At 56.5% G+C, this 14,205-nt stretch carries 16 protein-coding genes; 10 read left to right on the forward strand and 6 right to left on the reverse strand.

Features of this window, described 5'->3' with window-relative positions; all coding sequences use genetic code 11:
* The first annotated feature begins 14 nt into the window (after positions 1–14).
* From rbfA to HALTITAN_RS17975, 5 genes are all read left to right on the forward strand, one after another.
* Positions 15–464 (forward strand): 30S ribosome-binding factor RbfA, encoded by a 450-nt coding sequence (gene rbfA, locus HALTITAN_RS17955; RefSeq protein WP_039860006.1) that lies wholly within the window; start codon positions 15–17, stop codon positions 462–464.
* Positions 464–1,384, forward strand: coding sequence for a tRNA pseudouridine(55) synthase TruB (truB, locus tag HALTITAN_RS17960; RefSeq protein ID WP_009287928.1), 921 nt, complete (start codon positions 464–466; stop codon positions 1,382–1,384). The genes rbfA and truB overlap by 1 nt, the downstream gene beginning before the upstream one ends.
* A 150-nt stretch (positions 1,385–1,534) precedes the next feature.
* Positions 1,535–1,804 (forward strand): 30S ribosomal protein S15, encoded by a 270-nt coding sequence (rpsO, locus tag HALTITAN_RS17965; protein ID WP_007111823.1) that lies wholly within the window; start codon positions 1,535–1,537, stop codon positions 1,802–1,804.
* A gap of 164 nt (positions 1,805–1,968) precedes the next feature.
* On the forward strand, positions 1,969–4,137 hold the full coding sequence (pnp, locus tag HALTITAN_RS17970) for a polyribonucleotide nucleotidyltransferase (RefSeq protein WP_022520704.1): 2,169 nt from the start codon (positions 1,969–1,971) through the stop codon (positions 4,135–4,137).
* Positions 4,138–4,266: 129 nt separating this feature from the next.
* Positions 4,267–5,436 (forward strand): MFS transporter, encoded by a 1,170-nt coding sequence (locus tag HALTITAN_RS17975; protein WP_009287930.1) that lies wholly within the window; start codon positions 4,267–4,269, stop codon positions 5,434–5,436.
* A gap of 30 nt (positions 5,437–5,466) precedes the next feature.
* On the opposite strand, the gene HALTITAN_RS17980 is transcribed toward HALTITAN_RS17975, so the two are convergent.
* Positions 5,467–6,342 carry a LysR substrate-binding domain-containing protein gene (locus HALTITAN_RS17980; protein WP_083868838.1) on the reverse strand — a complete coding sequence of 292 codons (876 nt, stop codon included), beginning with the start codon at positions 6,340–6,342 and terminating at the stop codon, positions 5,467–5,469.
* A gap of 173 nt (positions 6,343–6,515) precedes the next feature.
* Between HALTITAN_RS17980 and HALTITAN_RS17985 the strand changes: the two genes are divergently transcribed.
* The 5 genes from HALTITAN_RS17985 to HALTITAN_RS18005 are packed head-to-tail and all read left to right on the forward strand — an operon-like array spanning position 6,516 to position 9,710.
* Positions 6,516–7,439, forward strand: a complete 924-nt coding sequence (locus HALTITAN_RS17985; protein WP_039860010.1) for an aminotransferase class IV — start codon at positions 6,516–6,518, stop codon at positions 7,437–7,439.
* Positions 7,432–8,388 carry an alpha/beta hydrolase family protein gene (locus tag HALTITAN_RS17990; RefSeq protein WP_039860012.1) on the forward strand — a complete coding sequence of 319 codons (957 nt, stop codon included), beginning with the start codon at positions 7,432–7,434 and terminating at the stop codon, positions 8,386–8,388. The genes HALTITAN_RS17985 and HALTITAN_RS17990 overlap by 8 nt, the downstream gene beginning before the upstream one ends.
* On the forward strand, positions 8,378–8,947 hold the full coding sequence (locus tag HALTITAN_RS17995; RefSeq protein WP_027958253.1) for an RBBP9/YdeN family alpha/beta hydrolase: 570 nt from the start codon (positions 8,378–8,380) through the stop codon (positions 8,945–8,947). The genes HALTITAN_RS17990 and HALTITAN_RS17995 overlap by 11 nt, the downstream gene beginning before the upstream one ends.
* Positions 8,944–9,162 (forward strand): hypothetical protein, encoded by a 219-nt coding sequence (locus HALTITAN_RS18000; RefSeq protein ID WP_039860014.1) that lies wholly within the window; start codon positions 8,944–8,946, stop codon positions 9,160–9,162. Before HALTITAN_RS17995 ends, HALTITAN_RS18000 begins: the two co-directional genes overlap by 4 nt.
* On the forward strand, positions 9,159–9,710 hold the full coding sequence (locus tag HALTITAN_RS18005) for a 2'-5' RNA ligase family protein (protein WP_051052129.1): 552 nt from the start codon (positions 9,159–9,161) through the stop codon (positions 9,708–9,710). The genes HALTITAN_RS18000 and HALTITAN_RS18005 overlap by 4 nt, the downstream gene beginning before the upstream one ends.
* A 132-nt stretch (positions 9,711–9,842) precedes the next feature.
* Here the strand turns inward: HALTITAN_RS18005 and HALTITAN_RS18010 are convergent, their stop codons facing one another.
* From HALTITAN_RS18010 to HALTITAN_RS18030, 5 genes are all read right to left on the reverse strand, one after another.
* Positions 9,843–11,021, reverse strand: coding sequence for an acetyl-CoA C-acetyltransferase (locus HALTITAN_RS18010; RefSeq protein WP_009287934.1), 1,179 nt, complete (start codon positions 11,019–11,021; stop codon positions 9,843–9,845).
* 220 nt (positions 11,022–11,241) lie between these two features.
* On the reverse strand, positions 11,242–11,622 hold the full coding sequence (panD, locus tag HALTITAN_RS18015; RefSeq protein WP_007111819.1) for an aspartate 1-decarboxylase: 381 nt from the start codon (positions 11,620–11,622) through the stop codon (positions 11,242–11,244).
* Between the two features lie 29 nt (positions 11,623–11,651).
* Positions 11,652–12,524: a pantoate--beta-alanine ligase gene (panC, locus tag HALTITAN_RS18020; protein WP_009287935.1), complete on the reverse strand. Its 873-nt coding sequence runs from the start codon at positions 12,522–12,524 to the stop codon at positions 11,652–11,654.
* A gap of 59 nt (positions 12,525–12,583) precedes the next feature.
* Positions 12,584–13,375 carry a 3-methyl-2-oxobutanoate hydroxymethyltransferase gene (gene panB / locus HALTITAN_RS18025; protein ID WP_009287936.1) on the reverse strand — a complete coding sequence of 264 codons (792 nt, stop codon included), beginning with the start codon at positions 13,373–13,375 and terminating at the stop codon, positions 12,584–12,586.
* A gap of 299 nt (positions 13,376–13,674) precedes the next feature.
* Positions 13,675–14,115 (reverse strand): hypothetical protein, encoded by a 441-nt coding sequence (locus tag HALTITAN_RS18030; RefSeq protein ID WP_039860017.1) that lies wholly within the window; start codon positions 14,113–14,115, stop codon positions 13,675–13,677.
* Positions 14,116–14,205: the final 90 nt, after the last annotated feature.

Consider the following 14,205-nt stretch of genomic DNA (forward strand, 5'->3'; position numbering starts at 1 on the left):
GCGAGGAGCTAAACATGCGCGAATTTAAGCGTACCCACCGGGTAGCCGACCAGCTCCAAAAGGAGCTGGCGGTGCTGATCCAACGAGAAGTGAAAGACCCGCGTTTGGGCATGGTCACGGTTAGCGGTGTCACCGTTAGCCGTGACCTTGGCTACTCCGACGTCTACGTCACTCTGTTGGGTGAGCAAGAGCCCGAGCGTATTAAAGAGAATCTGCAGGTGCTTAAGCGTGCTGCTGGTTTTCTAAGAAGCCAGATTGCCAAGCGCATCAAGCTACGTCACGTACCGGAGCTGCGTTTTCATTTCGATGAAAGCGTGGTGCGCGGTCAGCAGCTTTCTTCATTGATTGATGAAGCGGTGACGACGGATCGTGCACGCTATCAAAACGATGATGACGATTATCAAGACGCTGGCCAAGACAGTGACTCAGACGGCGACGCCCAGCAAAGTGAGGAAACTCGCTAGTGGCGCGTCAACGTCGAGGTTTACCGGTTAATGGCGTACTGCTGCTGGATAAGCCCAAGGGCGTTTCCAGCAACCATGCGCTGCAGCGTGTGCGTCGGCTGTTCCAGGCTCAAAAAGCCGGGCACACCGGCACGCTAGACCCGATGGCAACCGGCTTATTGCCGATTTGCCTAGGTGAAGCGACCAAGTTTTCATCGCACTTGCTGGAAGCCGACAAGGTGTATCGCACCCGGGTAGAGCTAGGGGTGATCACGGATACCGGCGATGCAGAAGGCACGATTATTGAGCAGCATGAGGTTCCCAGCCTAAGCGTCGATGACGTGGAAGCTGTGCTCACCCGTTTTCGCGGTGAGATCGACCAAGTGCCGCCGATGTATTCGGCCCTCAAGCATCAGGGCAAAAAACTTTACGAGTTGGCCCGTGAAGGCAAGCAGGTAGAGCGTGCAGCCCGGCGCGTAAGCGTGTATGATGCGCGCCTGCTATCGTTTGAAGGCACTGCTTTTGAGCTGGAAGTAAGCTGCAGTAAAGGCACTTACATCCGCACGTTAGCCGAAGATATTGGCCAAGCGCTTGGCTGTGGTGCGCACATCAGTCAACTAAGGAGGCTCAAAACGGGGCCCTTTTTAGCCGACGCGATGTGGACGCTAGAGGCCTTGGAAGCATTGGCCGACCAAGCGGCACTGGAAGCTGAACTCATGCCCGTGGATGTGTTGGTGGACCATTTACCGTTACTGACGGTAGACGACACCGCGCATTCTCGTTTGGCCCATGGCCAGCCCGCTGCTCTCGAAACCGGCGCATTAGCCGCGGACGAAGTAGCCCGACTTTATTACGCCGAGACGTTTATCGGCCTTGGCGTAGTGAAAGGTGCTCAGGAAGTGGCGCCTAAGCGACTGTTAAGTACTGTCGCTATCTCGTAAACAGCGTTGCAAGGAGGCGACCGTCTACGTGAAAATTGCAAGATCCGACGTACACGTCGAAACGTGTACGTAGAAAACAGTAGCTTGAGACTGCAAATATGCGTGGTCTCACCCATTCATTTTTAGGCATATTGCTTACTGGAGAGACAGATGGCTTTAACCGCTGAGAAGAAGGCCGAGATCGTCACTGAATACGGCCGCGGCGATAACGATACCGGTTCCCCTGAAGTGCAGGTTGCACTGCTGAGCGCCAACATTAATGGCCTGCAGGATCACTTCAAGACCAACAAACAGGATCACCACTCGCGTCGTGGTCTGATCCGCATGGTTAACCAGCGTCGTAAGCTGCTGGACTACCTAAAGCGTAAAGATTTCGAACGCTATCAGTCCCTGATTCAGCGTCTGGGTCTGCGTCGTTAAACGTTAACGACAACGATTAGAAACGGGCAGCTCCTTGTGAGCTGCCCGTTTTTTTATGTTTCGTGTTTACGGCAAGTAGGGAACTGGTAGCCCTATCGCGCTCCAGCGCCTAGAATGGTAACGAGTCAAAACGACCTAAACGAATAGACAAGTAGATATTGATAATGCTGAAGGAAGTCGCTGTGAATCCGGTAAAGAAAACGTTCCAGTACGGTCGTAGCACCGTCACGCTCGAAACCGGGCGTATTGCTCGCCAAGCTACCGGCGCTGTCATGGTTACCATGGATGACACCGTCGTGCTGTGTACCGTTGTCGCTCGCAAAGAGGCAAACCCGAGCCAACCCTTTTTCCCTCTCTCGGTACACTACCAAGAGAAAACCTACGCAGTGGGCAAGATTCCTGGCGGCTTCTTCAAGCGCGAAGGTCGTCCCACTGAAAAAGAGACGCTGACCTCGCGTCTGATTGATCGCCCAATCCGTCCGCTGTTCCCCAAAGGCTTTATGAACGAAGTGCAGGTCGTCTGTACCGTTCTCTCCACCGACCGTAACCACGATCCGGATATTGCCGCACTGCTGGGTACTTCCGCAGCGCTGAGTATCTCTGGCGTGCCGTTTAGTGGCCCGATTGGCGCAGCCCGCGTTGGTTTTAACGAAGAGAAAGGCTACTTCCTCAACCCAACGGTTGAAGAACTGGCCACCTCTGAGCTCGACATGGTCGTCGCCGGTACTGAAAAAGCCGTGCTGATGGTTGAGTCTGAAGCCAAAGAGCTGCTCGAAGACGAAATGCTGGGAGCCGTTCTGTTCGGTCACCAGGAAATGCAGGTCGCGATCAGTGCCATTAACGAACTGGTTGCTGAAGCGGGCAAGCCGCGCTGGGAGTGGCAGGCCGCCGAAGAGAACCAGGCGCTCAAAGCCGCCATGGCCGATGCGTTTGAAGCTAAAGTGGGCGATGCTTACCGCATCACCGACAAAATGCAGCGCCAGGATGCATTGGCTGAGTTGAAAGACCAGGCGATTGAACAACTGGCAGCCGATGAAGGCGAACCGGTTAACGACAAGTTCAGTAAAGATGACGTCAAAGGTGCCTTTGCTAGCCTGGAAAAACGCGTTGTGCGTTCACGGGTGGTAAAAGGTGAGCCGCGTATTGACGGTCGTGACAATCAAACCGTTCGCCCGCTGGCGATTGAAGTCGGTGTGCTGCCGAAAGCTCATGGTTCTGCCATCTTTACGCGTGGTGAGACCCAGGCGATTGCCGTAGCAACACTGGGCACGCTGCGTGATTCACAGCTAATCGAATCACTGGAAGGTGAGCGTAAAGACCGCTTTATGCTGCACTACAACTTCCCTCCCTACTCGGTGGGTGAAGCTGGCTTTATGGGTGGCCCGAAGCGTCGCGAAATCGGCCATGGCCGCTTAGCGCGTCGTGGTGTGCAGGCAATGCTGCCGTCAGAAGATGTCTTCCCCTACACCATTCGTGTGGTGTCTGAAATTACCGAGTCTAACGGCTCCAGCTCCATGGCCTCTGTATGTGGCTCTTCGCTGGCCCTGATGGACGCAGGCGTGCCGTTAAAAGCACCGGTCGCCGGTATTGCCATGGGCTTGGTAAAAGACCCGGACGGTTTTGCGGTATTGACCGATATTCTGGGTGACGAAGATCACCTTGGCGATATGGACTTTAAAGTTGCCGGTTCCGAAGAGGGCGTCACCGCCCTGCAGATGGACATCAAGATCGAAGGCATCAACGAAGAGATTATGGAGCTCGCGCTGCAGCAAGCACTGACCGCGCGACTGAGTATTCTCGAGCAAATGAATGTCGTGATCAGCCAGAGCCGTAGCGATGTCTCCGACAACGCGCCGTCCATGGCAACGATCAAAATCGATCCGGACAAGATCCGTGACGTTATCGGTAAAGGTGGCGCAACCATTCGCAAAATCTGCGAAGACACCGGCGCCTCTATTGATCTCGACGACGATGGCACCGTGCGTATTTACGCGGAAGATAAAGCCGCCGCCAAGCGCGCCATCGACACCGTACTGGCGATTACCGCTGAAGCGGAAATCGGCAAGCTGTATCACGGCAAGGTCGTGCGTATTGCTGACTTCGGTGCGTTCGTTAACATCATGCCCGGCACCGATGGCCTGGTTCACATCTCGCAAATCGTTGCCGAGCGGGTTAACAACGTGCGCGACTTCTTGAACGAAGGCGATGACGTGGTCGTTAAGGTGCTGGATATCGACAACCGCAACCGCGTGAAGCTGTCGATGAAAGAGATCAGCGAAGAAGAGAAAGCCGCTTTTACCGCGGAAGCAGCGGAAACTGAAGCGGCGATTTAAATCGCTAGCTAGGTTTCTGAGAACGCCCTCGTAGCCTCTGGCTACGGGGGCGTTGTTTTTGCGGGGTATCGGCTTTGTATCAGATATAGATTTGTTAGCCGGGATTTAGAGAAAATCAAGGAGCTGCAGATGGAGCTGGAACAAACGCCGCGCTGGTGGGCGGTGGTGGCCGTGATGATCGGCATTTTTTTACTGGTGACCGCAGAGCAGCTGCCGATTGGGTTGCTTTCCCAGGTGGCATCTAGCATGGGCGTTACCCCCGGCATGGCGGGCTTAATGGTCACCGTGCCCGGCGTGGTCGCTGCCTTTTCAGCCCCGCTGCTGCCGGTAGCGGTGGGGCGCTTGGACAGGCGCATTATGCTCACGGCATTGATGGCCGTAATGGTGGCCGGGAGTGTGCTATCGGCATTGGCCAGCAGCTTTATCCTGTTGCTTGCCGCCCGCGTGCTTGTGGGGCTTAGTATTGGTGGCTTTTGGGCGGTGGCGGGCAGCATTGCCCCACGCCTAGTGCCAGAGGCTCAGGTGCCAAAAGCGATGACGATGATTTTTGGTGGTGTCGCGGCGGCCTCGGTGCTGGGTGTGCCACTGGGCACGCTGCTGGGGGATCTAAGCAACTGGCGGGTCGCCTTTGGGGCGCTGGGAGGGCTAAGCCTGTTAACGGCAGCTGCGCTGTGGTTTTGGCTACCGCCGCTACCACCGCGAGAACCTGTGCGTTTGCGGGTATTGGCGCAGCAGTTTAGCAATCGCGGTGTGCGAGTCGCGGTGTTAACCACCGCCTTTGTAGTGGTTGGCCACTTTGCCGCCTACACCTTTATTAGCCCCATCCTGCAAGAGATCAGCGGTATTTCCCAACGCCATGTGAGCAGCCTGCTGCTGCTTTACGGGGCGGCAGGCATTGTGGGCAATATTGCGGCAGGCATGTTTGCTGGGCGCCACCCCTACCGCGCTGTGCTGGCGATTCCCAGCCTGTTGCTTATCGTCGTCGCCGTGTTCCCGCTGCTGGGTGTTCAGCCGAGCAGCGGTGTCATGTTGCTCATGATGTGGGGCGCGGTGTTTGGCAGCGTATCAGTCAGCATTCAAACCTGGATTATACGCACTGCACCCAATACCGAAGCCGCCACGGCGTTGATGGCGTTTACCTTCAATATGTCCATTGGCCTGGGCGCCATGCTAGGCGGGCGTATCGTCGATGGCACTAGCCTGCCCATTGCCATGTGGGCCGCATCGGGGTTATTTCTGTTGGGGGCGCTGTTGGTCTGGCGAACACCGTCACGCATTGTGGGGGAGAAGCGTCGTTAAGTAAGCGATAAATAATGCGCAAGTATCTGGCTATGTTGGCTGTTCGCGCAGCCAACTACGCAAATTATCCAAACGGCGATCCTCGCGCAGTGCATCTGGGTAGACTAACCAGAAACCAACGTCTGCGTTGACTGGATGTTCGAATACCGACGTTAGCCGCCCCAATCGCACGGCGCTATCGGCCAGCTCGCAGACCACTATCGATACACCCACCCCATCGGCGGCGGCCTGCAGGGTTAATCCGCCGGAATCCACCTGCGTGACCACGGCGGGTTTGAAGGGGCCGCCGGGAAGGCTCTCCATCCAGCGTTGCCATGTCAGGCAGTGGCGGGAGACAAACAGATTGGCCTGGCTGACACGGTCAAGGCGATCGCGATGGGAGCCGGTAGCAAAGCCTGGACGGGCATAAAGGTCGATGGTTGCTTCAAAGAGGAGATCGGCCTGTAATTCCGGCCAATGCCCGTTGCCGTACCAGATGCCCACATCGGCCACCCCCGCGGCAAGGTCTACCTCATCCTGCGTAGTGGATATCTCAAGCGAGAATCCACGCCGCTCGAAGGGATACAGGCTTAACCGTGGCGACAGCCAGTTGGTTGCAAAAGTAGGCAACATGTTGAGACGTAGCGGCCCGTCACGGCGTTTTTGGCGAAGTGAGTCAACCCCCTTGGCAATCTGCGTAAAGCCTTGTTGCAGGTAAGGTGTTAGCTTGTGTCCCGCGTCGGTAAGCTCAAGACGCGTTCCTGCTCGGCGCAGAAGCACGACGCCAAACAACTCCTCCAGTATGCGCAGTTGGTGACTGACGGCCGAAGGAGTGACCGAAAGCTCCATGGCCGCTTCCTTGATTGAAAGATGCCGCGCCGTCGCCTCAAAAGCGCGTAGAGCATTTAATGGCACAGGAATCCGCATAATCGCTACCCCCACCCTCGAAGGTTGATAAACAGATCATACAAGAAGCCGCGCTGACCACGCTGTAAAAATCGCTGAGCAAAACTCAGCCCAGTTTGAGATTTACTCACTCGTTTTTAAAACATACAGAGGACAGACTGACGATATCGATAATCTGCTACTGGGTGGGTGCCATGCTAAACGCTCTTGATGACCGAGATGGGTTGATCTGGCTCGATGGTGAGCTGCTTCCTTGGCGTGAGGCGCGCCTGCACGTGCTTAGCCATGCGTTACACATGGGGGGAGCGGTATTCGAAGGCATGCGTGCCTACGGGCGGCGTGTTTTTCTGGGTGACGTGCATTTGGAGCGTTTAGAGCGTTCCGCCGCACTACTGGACTATCGGCTGCCCTGGTCGCACCGCGAGCTCAGCCAAGCGATTGACGCGGTGCTATGGGCCAATCAGCTAACCGATGCGTATATCCGCCCTATCGCCTGGCGTGGCGCGGATAGTGTGTCTATCGCGGCGCCTCAAGCACGTGTCCATGTGGCGATTGCCGCTTGGGATTGGCCTACGGCGGCGTCCCAGGGGCGGGCAGAGGTAGGTATTCGGCTGCAACTGGCCAACTGGCGACGCCCGCCCCCTAATACGGCGCCTACTGCCTCTAAGTGTTCTGGACTGTATATGATCGGCACGCTAGCCCGCCATGCGGCCTTGGCAGTAGGCTGTGATGATGCGTTACTGCTCGATAGCGACGGCTTAGTCGCTGAAACGACAGCCACTAATCTGCTTTTGGTCAGTGATGGCGTACTGGTAACCCCACTGCCGACCTGTTTTCTTGATGGCATCACCAAGCGCCATGTGTTGGGTTTGGCACGTCAGAGAGGTCTGCCGGTAGAGGAGCGAGCGGTTACACTCGAGGAACTGCGTGCTGCAACCGAAGTGTTGACTGCCGGCACCTCGGTCGAGCTTCAGCCGGTTGTGGCATTGGTGGAAGATAAGGCGAAGACCGAATGGCCCGTGGGCCCTGTCACCCAGCAACTGATTGCGGACTTTCATGCTACGGTCACTGGGGCTAAGAACGGTATAGCTGCAAGGCGACAGAACATTGATGCCTGAGCCCGTCTATATCAGCGCGGCGGATAGTTATGCGCTGCGCGGGTGGGTATGGCGCCGACCTTGTGTTTCGTCGTCTCACCCTGGCCCCGTGGTGATCATTAACACCGCCACCTCGGTGCGCTGCCGCTATTACATGCCCTTTGCTGATTATTTGTATCAGCAAGGGTGGGACGTAGTGACCTACGACTACCGGGGAATCGGCGATTCGCGCCACCATTCGCTGCGCAAACTCAAGGCCGACTGGATCGACTGGGGGCAGCATGATTTTGAAGGCGTTCTACGCTACGTCGCCAGACGTTTTCCTGGTCAGCCTGTCGATGTGGTGGGTCACTCTGCGGGCGGTTTCGTGATTGGCTTTGCCCAGTCCGCCCATCGCGTGCGTCGCATCTTCACCATGGGCGCACAGTATGCCTACTGGCGGGACTACGCTCCCGAGGCTCGGCGATCTATGTTCTTGCGTTGGCATCTAGCGATGCCACTTTTGGCACTTTTGGTCGGCTACGTACCCGCCAAGCGTCTGGGGTGGATGGAAGATACACCCAAAGGCGTAGCACTGGATTGGGCGCGAATGGGGCCGCGCTTTGAGCACAACGTGCGGCGTAAACGTGAAACACCTGAGGGTGAGCCCGAAGCTGAGATGCTGGTGCGGGGCTTCACGCGTGTGCAGGCACCGATTTTGGCGCTGGGCATCGATGATGACCCTTTCGGCACTCGTCCCGCGCTTGATCGCCTTCTAGAGTATTACAGTAGTAGCGAACGCTATCACCTGCGGCTAGCGCCAACTGCGGTGGGCCAGCCAAGCATCGGTCATTTCGCTTTTTTCCATAAGCGCTTTCGCGACGTGCTCTGGCCACTTGCCATGGAGTGGCTGCGCACCGGTAATCCGCCCACGACTTTTCCTGGCGAGCTGCGCTATCGACCGCGTAAGGAGACCTGCAATGACAACTAACAAGCCAGCGACCCAGCTGCTATTTCTGCCCGGTCTCGGCAATTCTGATGCCGACCACTGGCAGTCACTATGGGGGCTAAAGCGGCCTAATAGCCTCCGTTTTCAGCCTGGCTCCTGGGATGAGCCGAATCTCAACGATTGGCTGCAGGCATTGGATACCGCCATTGATGAAGCTGAGGCACCGGTGTTGCTCGTTGCTCACAGTCTTGCGTGCCTGCTGGTGGCGCACTGGGTACAGGAGGCCAATAGCAGCGATGAAAGAGCTCATCGATTGGCGCAGGTAAGCGGCGCGTTGCTGGTGGCAGTACCTGACCCTGGCGCAAAGGCTTTCCCACCCGAAGCGAGCGATTTCCGCAACGCTCCTGCTCGGCCTCTGCCATTTCCAGCGCTGGTTGTAGCCAGCAGTGACGACCCCTATGCGACGACGGACTATGCCCGGCAGCAGGCTGCGACATGGCAAGCCGACTTTGTTGACGTGGGCGCCTGCGGGCATATCAACGCCGCAAGTCAGTTGGGGGAGTGGCCTCAGGGGTGGGCGTTGTTGGAGGCATTAGCATGAGTTTTCATACGATGACAGCACGCGATGCACTGACTGCGCTCTGGTCACTGGGTGGTTTGCCGGCGGAGGCTTTGGACAAGATCACGTTGACCGGCCATGATCCCGTTTTCCCCTCCTCGTTTGCCGTTGGCGCCACCGCGGCGCTTGCTGCCTGCGAGCGGGGTATTCACGCTAACAGCCCTGCGGGCTGGCCTAACTGGACGATGTGCACATGACCCGAGTGGCACCGCAAGCGGCCTTGATCGTTCCTGTTCGCGAAGCCGAACCCGTGGTTGGCGAGCTTCGTCAGCGCTATGATGCCACAGCGGCTATAGGCGTGCCCGCGCACATAACGCTACTTTATCCTTTTGTATCACCTAACGAGATTGTCGAGAAAGATCTTCGCAAGCTTAAAGCGATTGCTAAACAAACCACGGCTTTTGAGTTTTGGCTATCGGGTGTGGGACGATTCACGGACACGGTGTATCTTCAGCCAAGCCCTAGCGCTCCTTTTATCTCGCTGATTAAAGCATTCGTCGATGCCTTCCCAGACTACCCACCCTACGGTGGTCTCCATACGGGCAGCATACCTCACCTCACCGTCGCCAGAGAGAGTGAGCCAGAGGCACTCGAACGAATAGAAGATGAGGAGCGTTTGTTGATGGCGAAACAGAGAGCGATTCAGTGTTACTGCAACAGTTTTGCGTTGATCGTGAATACTGAGGGGAGATGGGTGACTCAACAACGATTTTCTCTTGTCGCGTCAGAGGCCAATGGCGACTAGTGCCATTTAGCTCGGTAATGATGATGTTAGTAGAACAAGATAAAGAGGTTTGTGCATCCCGAACGGAAAAAGCCCTCGTCAATTGACAAGGGCTTATATTAGTTCTTAGCTAAGCGAGCGAAGGGTAGGTTTTTAAGGCCGCTCGATAGCCAAGGCTACGCCCTGACCGCCGCCGATACACAGCGTCGCGAGGCCTTTCTTGGCGTCGCGGGCGATCATTTCGTGGAGCAGCGTGACCAGTACGCGGCAGCCGGAGGCACCGATGGGGTGGCCTAGAGCGATCGCGCCGCCGTTGACGTTCACTTTAGACGTATCCCAGCCGAGCTCTTTGTTGACAGATAGCGCCTGGGCGGCAAACGCTTCGTTGGCTTCGACCAAGTCCAGGTCGTCCAGGCTCCAGCCGGCTTTTTCCAGGCAGCGGCGAGTGGCCGGTGCGGGGCCGATACCCATAATGGCAGGGTCAACGCCTGCGTTGGAGTAAGCCGCTATGCGTGCCAGTGGCTCTAGCCCCAACCGCTTAGCTTTTTCGGCGGAGCAGAGCATAACCACCGCCGCGCCGTCGTTGAGCGCCGAGGCGTTACCGGCGGTAACGGTGCCGTCTTTCTTAAACGCAGGGCGCATGCCGCCAAGCTTCTCCGCGGTAACTTCCCGTGGGTTCTCGTCGGTATCAAACACCACCGGGTCGCCTTTGCGCTGGGGAATTTCCACCGGCACGATCTGGCCTTTGAACTTACCTTCTTTGATGGCGGCAGCGGCTTTCTGCTGTGACGCTGCGGCGAACTCATCCATCGCTTCGCGGGTGATACCGTACTTCTCGGCTAAATTCTCGGCGGTAATACCCATATGGTAGTTGTTGAACGCATCCCACAGGCCGTCGTGTACCATGGAATCAATTGCCTTCCAATCGCCCATGCGCTGACCGTTGCGGGAGTTGGGCAGTACGTGGGGCGAGGCGGACATATTCTCCTGGCCGCCGGCCAGAATCAGCTCGGCATCGCCGCAGCGAATGGCCTGCGTAGCGAGATGCAGTGCCTTAAGGCCTGAGCCACACACTTTGTTGATGGTCATGGCCGGTACCGAGTCCGGTAGGCCGCCTTTGATAGCCGCTTGGCGCGCTGGGTTTTGACCAACGCCCGCGGTGAGCACCTGGCCCAGCAGTACTTCGTCAACCTGATCGGGAGAAACGCCGGTTGAGGCAAGGATATCCTTGATCACCAAAGCGCCTAGGTCGCTCGCTGGAATACCTGCGAGGGAGCCGCCGAAAGCGCCCACAGCGGTGCGGCGTGCCGCAACAATGACTACTTCTTGCATAAGATGACTCCTGGAGTAATTAACAGACAGTCTGATACCAGATGCCCGATAGGCGTGCTCTGTCAGCCGTACTCTTTTATTCGTACTCTGTCAGCCGTCTCTTCAGCATAGGGGAAGGTGGTGCGTTGCGGCAATAAACCTTTATGGGCAAATAAAAACGGGCCAACATGTGGCCCGTCAGAAGAAAGCATTAGAGGCGCTAAGATTAGGCCAGTTGTGATCAGGCCAACTGTACCGGGATAATATTGCTGGTGTGGCTGACGTGGTTGCCTTCCTGGAGATACACCAGAGCAGGCTGGTGGTTTTCCAGTTCGGCTTCGGAGTAGTGGGCATAGCTGCAGATAATGATCCGGTGGCCAGGGGCGGCGAGGTGGGCCGCAGCGCCGTTGATCGAAATGAGCTTGGAGCCTTCCTCACCGCGAATGGCGTAAGTGGTAAAGCGTTCGCCATTCTCGACGTTGTAAATCTGGATCTGCTCATTTTCACGAATACCCGCCATATCCAGCAGGTCGCCGTCGATGGCGCAGGAGCCTTCGTAGTTAAGCACCGCGTGAGTGACGCGAGCCATGTGCAGCTTGGCTTTGAGCATAATAGTATGCATGTGAGTTCCTATTTTTACCCGTTGTTTGTTTATTCTCTGCCAGTAGTGGCAGCGCTGGCCGGGAGTTGAACAGTGAGGTTGTCGATTAATCGCGCCGGGCCCAGCTTGGCGGCGGCCAGCAGTACCGCATGGCGGGTCGCTAGGTTAATGGGGCCTAGCGTGACATCGCGCAGTTCCAAATAGTCCAGCGTAAAGCCCGCATCATACAGCGCGGTGTTGCCCTGGTGTAGTACCTTTTCGATAGGTTCTCCGCGCTCTAGCGCATCGCGAAGCGTACACAGCGTGCGGTAAAGCGCAGGGGCGATTGCACGCTCCTCGCTACTTAAATAGCCATTGCGTGATGACAGTGCCAGGCCATCTTCTGCGCGCACGATGGGCACGCCGATAATCTCGATCGGCATGTGCAGGTCGCACACCAGCTTACGAATCACCGCCAGCTGTTGGTAATCCTTCTCCCCAAAGCAGGCGACGTCGGGCTGCACCAAATTAAACAGCATGCTAACCACGGTGGAGACACCGTCAAAATGGCCGGGTCGTGAGCCGCCACACAGACCCTCACCCACCACGGGCACATGCACGCGGGTCTGGGCGTCCAAGCCGTTGGGGTAGAGCGAGCTCACCGTCGGGGCGAACAGCACGTTGCAGCCGGCCTCGATAAGCTGTGCTTGATCGGCATCAAAGGTACGCGGGTAACCGTCTAAATCTTCGCCTGGGCCAAACTGCATCGGATTGACAAACAGGCTTGCGACCACGATATCGGCGTGCTGGCGCGCGCAGGCGACCAGCGCTAGGTGCCCGGCATGTAGGTTGCCCATGGTGGGTACCAAGGCAATACGTTGGCCGCGTTGGCGGTAATCTCGCAGCGTGCTGCGTAGCTGATCAATGTCTCGCAAAGTGCGCATAGTCGTTTCGTATTAGTGACAAAAGGTGGTCGATAGACTAGATGTCTTAACCGTCATCTTTAAAAGCAGTGCTCTTGGGCTGGGAAAGTGCGTGTTTTGACCGCTTCATGGTAGCGCTGAAACGCAGTTTGAATACTGTCCGCCTCAACCATAAAGTTTTTCACAAAGCGCGGTGTGCGTCCGTGGGTGACGCCCAGCACATCGTGCATCACCAGAATCTGGCCATCGGTATCCGGCCCTGCGCCAATGCCAATCACCGGTACATTCAGCGCTTCGGTGACCGCTTTGCCCAGGCTGGCAGGGACGCACTCAAGCAGAATCACCGAGGCGCCCGCCTCGACAAGCACTTTTGCGTCATTAATGATGCGCTCAGCGTGAGCAGCGTCGCGCCCCTGCACTTTATAGCCACCTAGCTGATGCACGGTTTGTGGGGTTAAGCCCAGGTGGGCACATACCGGTACGCCGCGGCGGGTGAGTTCACGAATGCCATCTGCCATCCACGCTTCGCCTTCCAGTTTGACCAGCTCCGCCCCCGCGCGCATCACGGCACCGGCATCTTCCAGCAGGCGCTCGGTGGTGGCGTTGCTCATAAAGGGTAGATCCACCATCAACAGGCTATGGCCTTTACCACGCGCCGCGCAGCGGGTGTGGTAAACGATGTCTTCAATGGTGACGGGCAGAGTGCTGTTATGGCCCTGTAGCACCATGCCCAGAGAATCACCGACGAGCAGGACATCAATGCCTGCTTGGCTTGCCGCATGGGCAAAGGAGGCGTCGTAAGCGGTTAGGCAACTGAACGTCTCGCCAGCCTGCTTATAGGCCTGCAGCGTGCTTAGGGTGACTGTTTTCATGGCGTGCTCTCATGTTTTACGTGAGGTCGCTGCGACATAGGCAGCCGACCATTATTGATGCTGCATCCCTGCATACGCGAAGTGGCGTAACCGGCAATTGTTACCTGAATGGGGTGTCGGTGTCGAGATTTGTGTCAAATGGTAGCGTTAGCCGCACACTCGGTGTCTGGGGAGGGTATTTTAGTCTGTCGTCAAATGACAGCGAATGCTGGCCACGAGCTAGAGAGTGTAAACTCTGCCAGCGATGCCAGCATAGTAGAGGTGATGCACGGTTATCTGTGGGTGAAGATTTTTATCTCTCAACGGTAGCTGTTAAGAATGCGAGCTAGTGAATCCGAAAAGCTATAAGAGTTTGGCTGCGTAGTGTCAGAACTTGCCTTTGTGGCGTAATTTATCTCACCACCTAGCTTTTTTGCTATTTCCTCGGCACGTTCCTGAGCAAATGACAAACCCCCGCCATCCATATTTAGCTGTAGGTCTCTGGGCGTTTGCGCCAATCCGGTATCCCATACTTTGGCTACCACCTTGCCGTGAACCGTTATTTCAGCAAATAAATTCTCTGGCGAATTGTCGGGACGCCCAGTTTGTTGAGCAGCGTGTTCATGTATAGAAGGAAGATTCTTCATCTCCGCCATCTCAGATTCCGTCATTTTTCTTGCGTGGGGTGCCATCTCCTTGAATGAGTTGACGTTTCCAGTTACCGCGTATGACAGTTGGCTGCTAATGCCTGATATACTCATTTCTTGATGCCTCATGAATTAATTTGTTCTGGAAATCAAGTAGCTAATGAGTTAGTGAGCATGAGGTGTTTAAGCAAGCTAGAGCCCGCT

The organism is Vreelandella titanicae BH1 (genome assembly GCF_000336575.1).
GTDB classification, from domain to species: Bacteria; Pseudomonadota; Gammaproteobacteria; order Pseudomonadales; family Halomonadaceae; genus Vreelandella; species Vreelandella titanicae.

Excerpts from the sequence above, each read along its gene's own strand:
- rbfA (WP_039860006.1), top strand. The coding sequence starts at position 15 with ATGCGCGAATTTAAGCGTACCCACCGGGTAGCCGACCAGCTCCAAAAG.
- rpsO (WP_007111823.1), top strand. The coding sequence starts at position 1,535 with ATGGCTTTAACCGCTGAGAAGAAGGCCGAGATCGTCACTGAATACGGC.
- pnp (WP_022520704.1), top strand. The coding sequence starts at position 1,969 with ATGCTGAAGGAAGTCGCTGTGAATCCGGTAAAGAAAACGTTCCAGTAC.
- HALTITAN_RS17975 (WP_009287930.1), top strand. The coding sequence starts at position 4,267 with ATGGAGCTGGAACAAACGCCGCGCTGGTGGGCGGTGGTGGCCGTGATG.
- HALTITAN_RS17980 (WP_083868838.1), bottom strand. The coding sequence starts at position 6,342 with ATGCGGATTCCTGTGCCATTAAATGCTCTACGCGCTTTTGAGGCGACG.
- HALTITAN_RS17985 (WP_039860010.1), top strand. The coding sequence starts at position 6,516 with ATGCTAAACGCTCTTGATGACCGAGATGGGTTGATCTGGCTCGATGGT.
- HALTITAN_RS17990 (WP_039860012.1), top strand. The coding sequence starts at position 7,432 with ATGCCTGAGCCCGTCTATATCAGCGCGGCGGATAGTTATGCGCTGCGC.
- HALTITAN_RS17995 (WP_027958253.1), top strand. The coding sequence starts at position 8,378 with ATGACAACTAACAAGCCAGCGACCCAGCTGCTATTTCTGCCCGGTCTC.
- HALTITAN_RS18000 (WP_039860014.1), top strand. The coding sequence starts at position 8,944 with ATGAGTTTTCATACGATGACAGCACGCGATGCACTGACTGCGCTCTGG.
- HALTITAN_RS18005 (WP_051052129.1), top strand. The coding sequence starts at position 9,159 with ATGACCCGAGTGGCACCGCAAGCGGCCTTGATCGTTCCTGTTCGCGAA.
- HALTITAN_RS18010 (WP_009287934.1), bottom strand. The coding sequence starts at position 11,021 with ATGCAAGAAGTAGTCATTGTTGCGGCACGCCGCACCGCTGTGGGCGCT.
- panD (WP_007111819.1), bottom strand. The coding sequence starts at position 11,622 with ATGCATACTATTATGCTCAAAGCCAAGCTGCACATGGCTCGCGTCACT.
- panC (WP_009287935.1), bottom strand. The coding sequence starts at position 12,524 with ATGCGCACTTTGCGAGACATTGATCAGCTACGCAGCACGCTGCGAGAT.
- panB (WP_009287936.1), bottom strand. The coding sequence starts at position 13,375 with ATGAAAACAGTCACCCTAAGCACGCTGCAGGCCTATAAGCAGGCTGGC.
- HALTITAN_RS18030 (WP_039860017.1), bottom strand. The coding sequence starts at position 14,115 with ATGAGTATATCAGGCATTAGCAGCCAACTGTCATACGCGGTAACTGGA.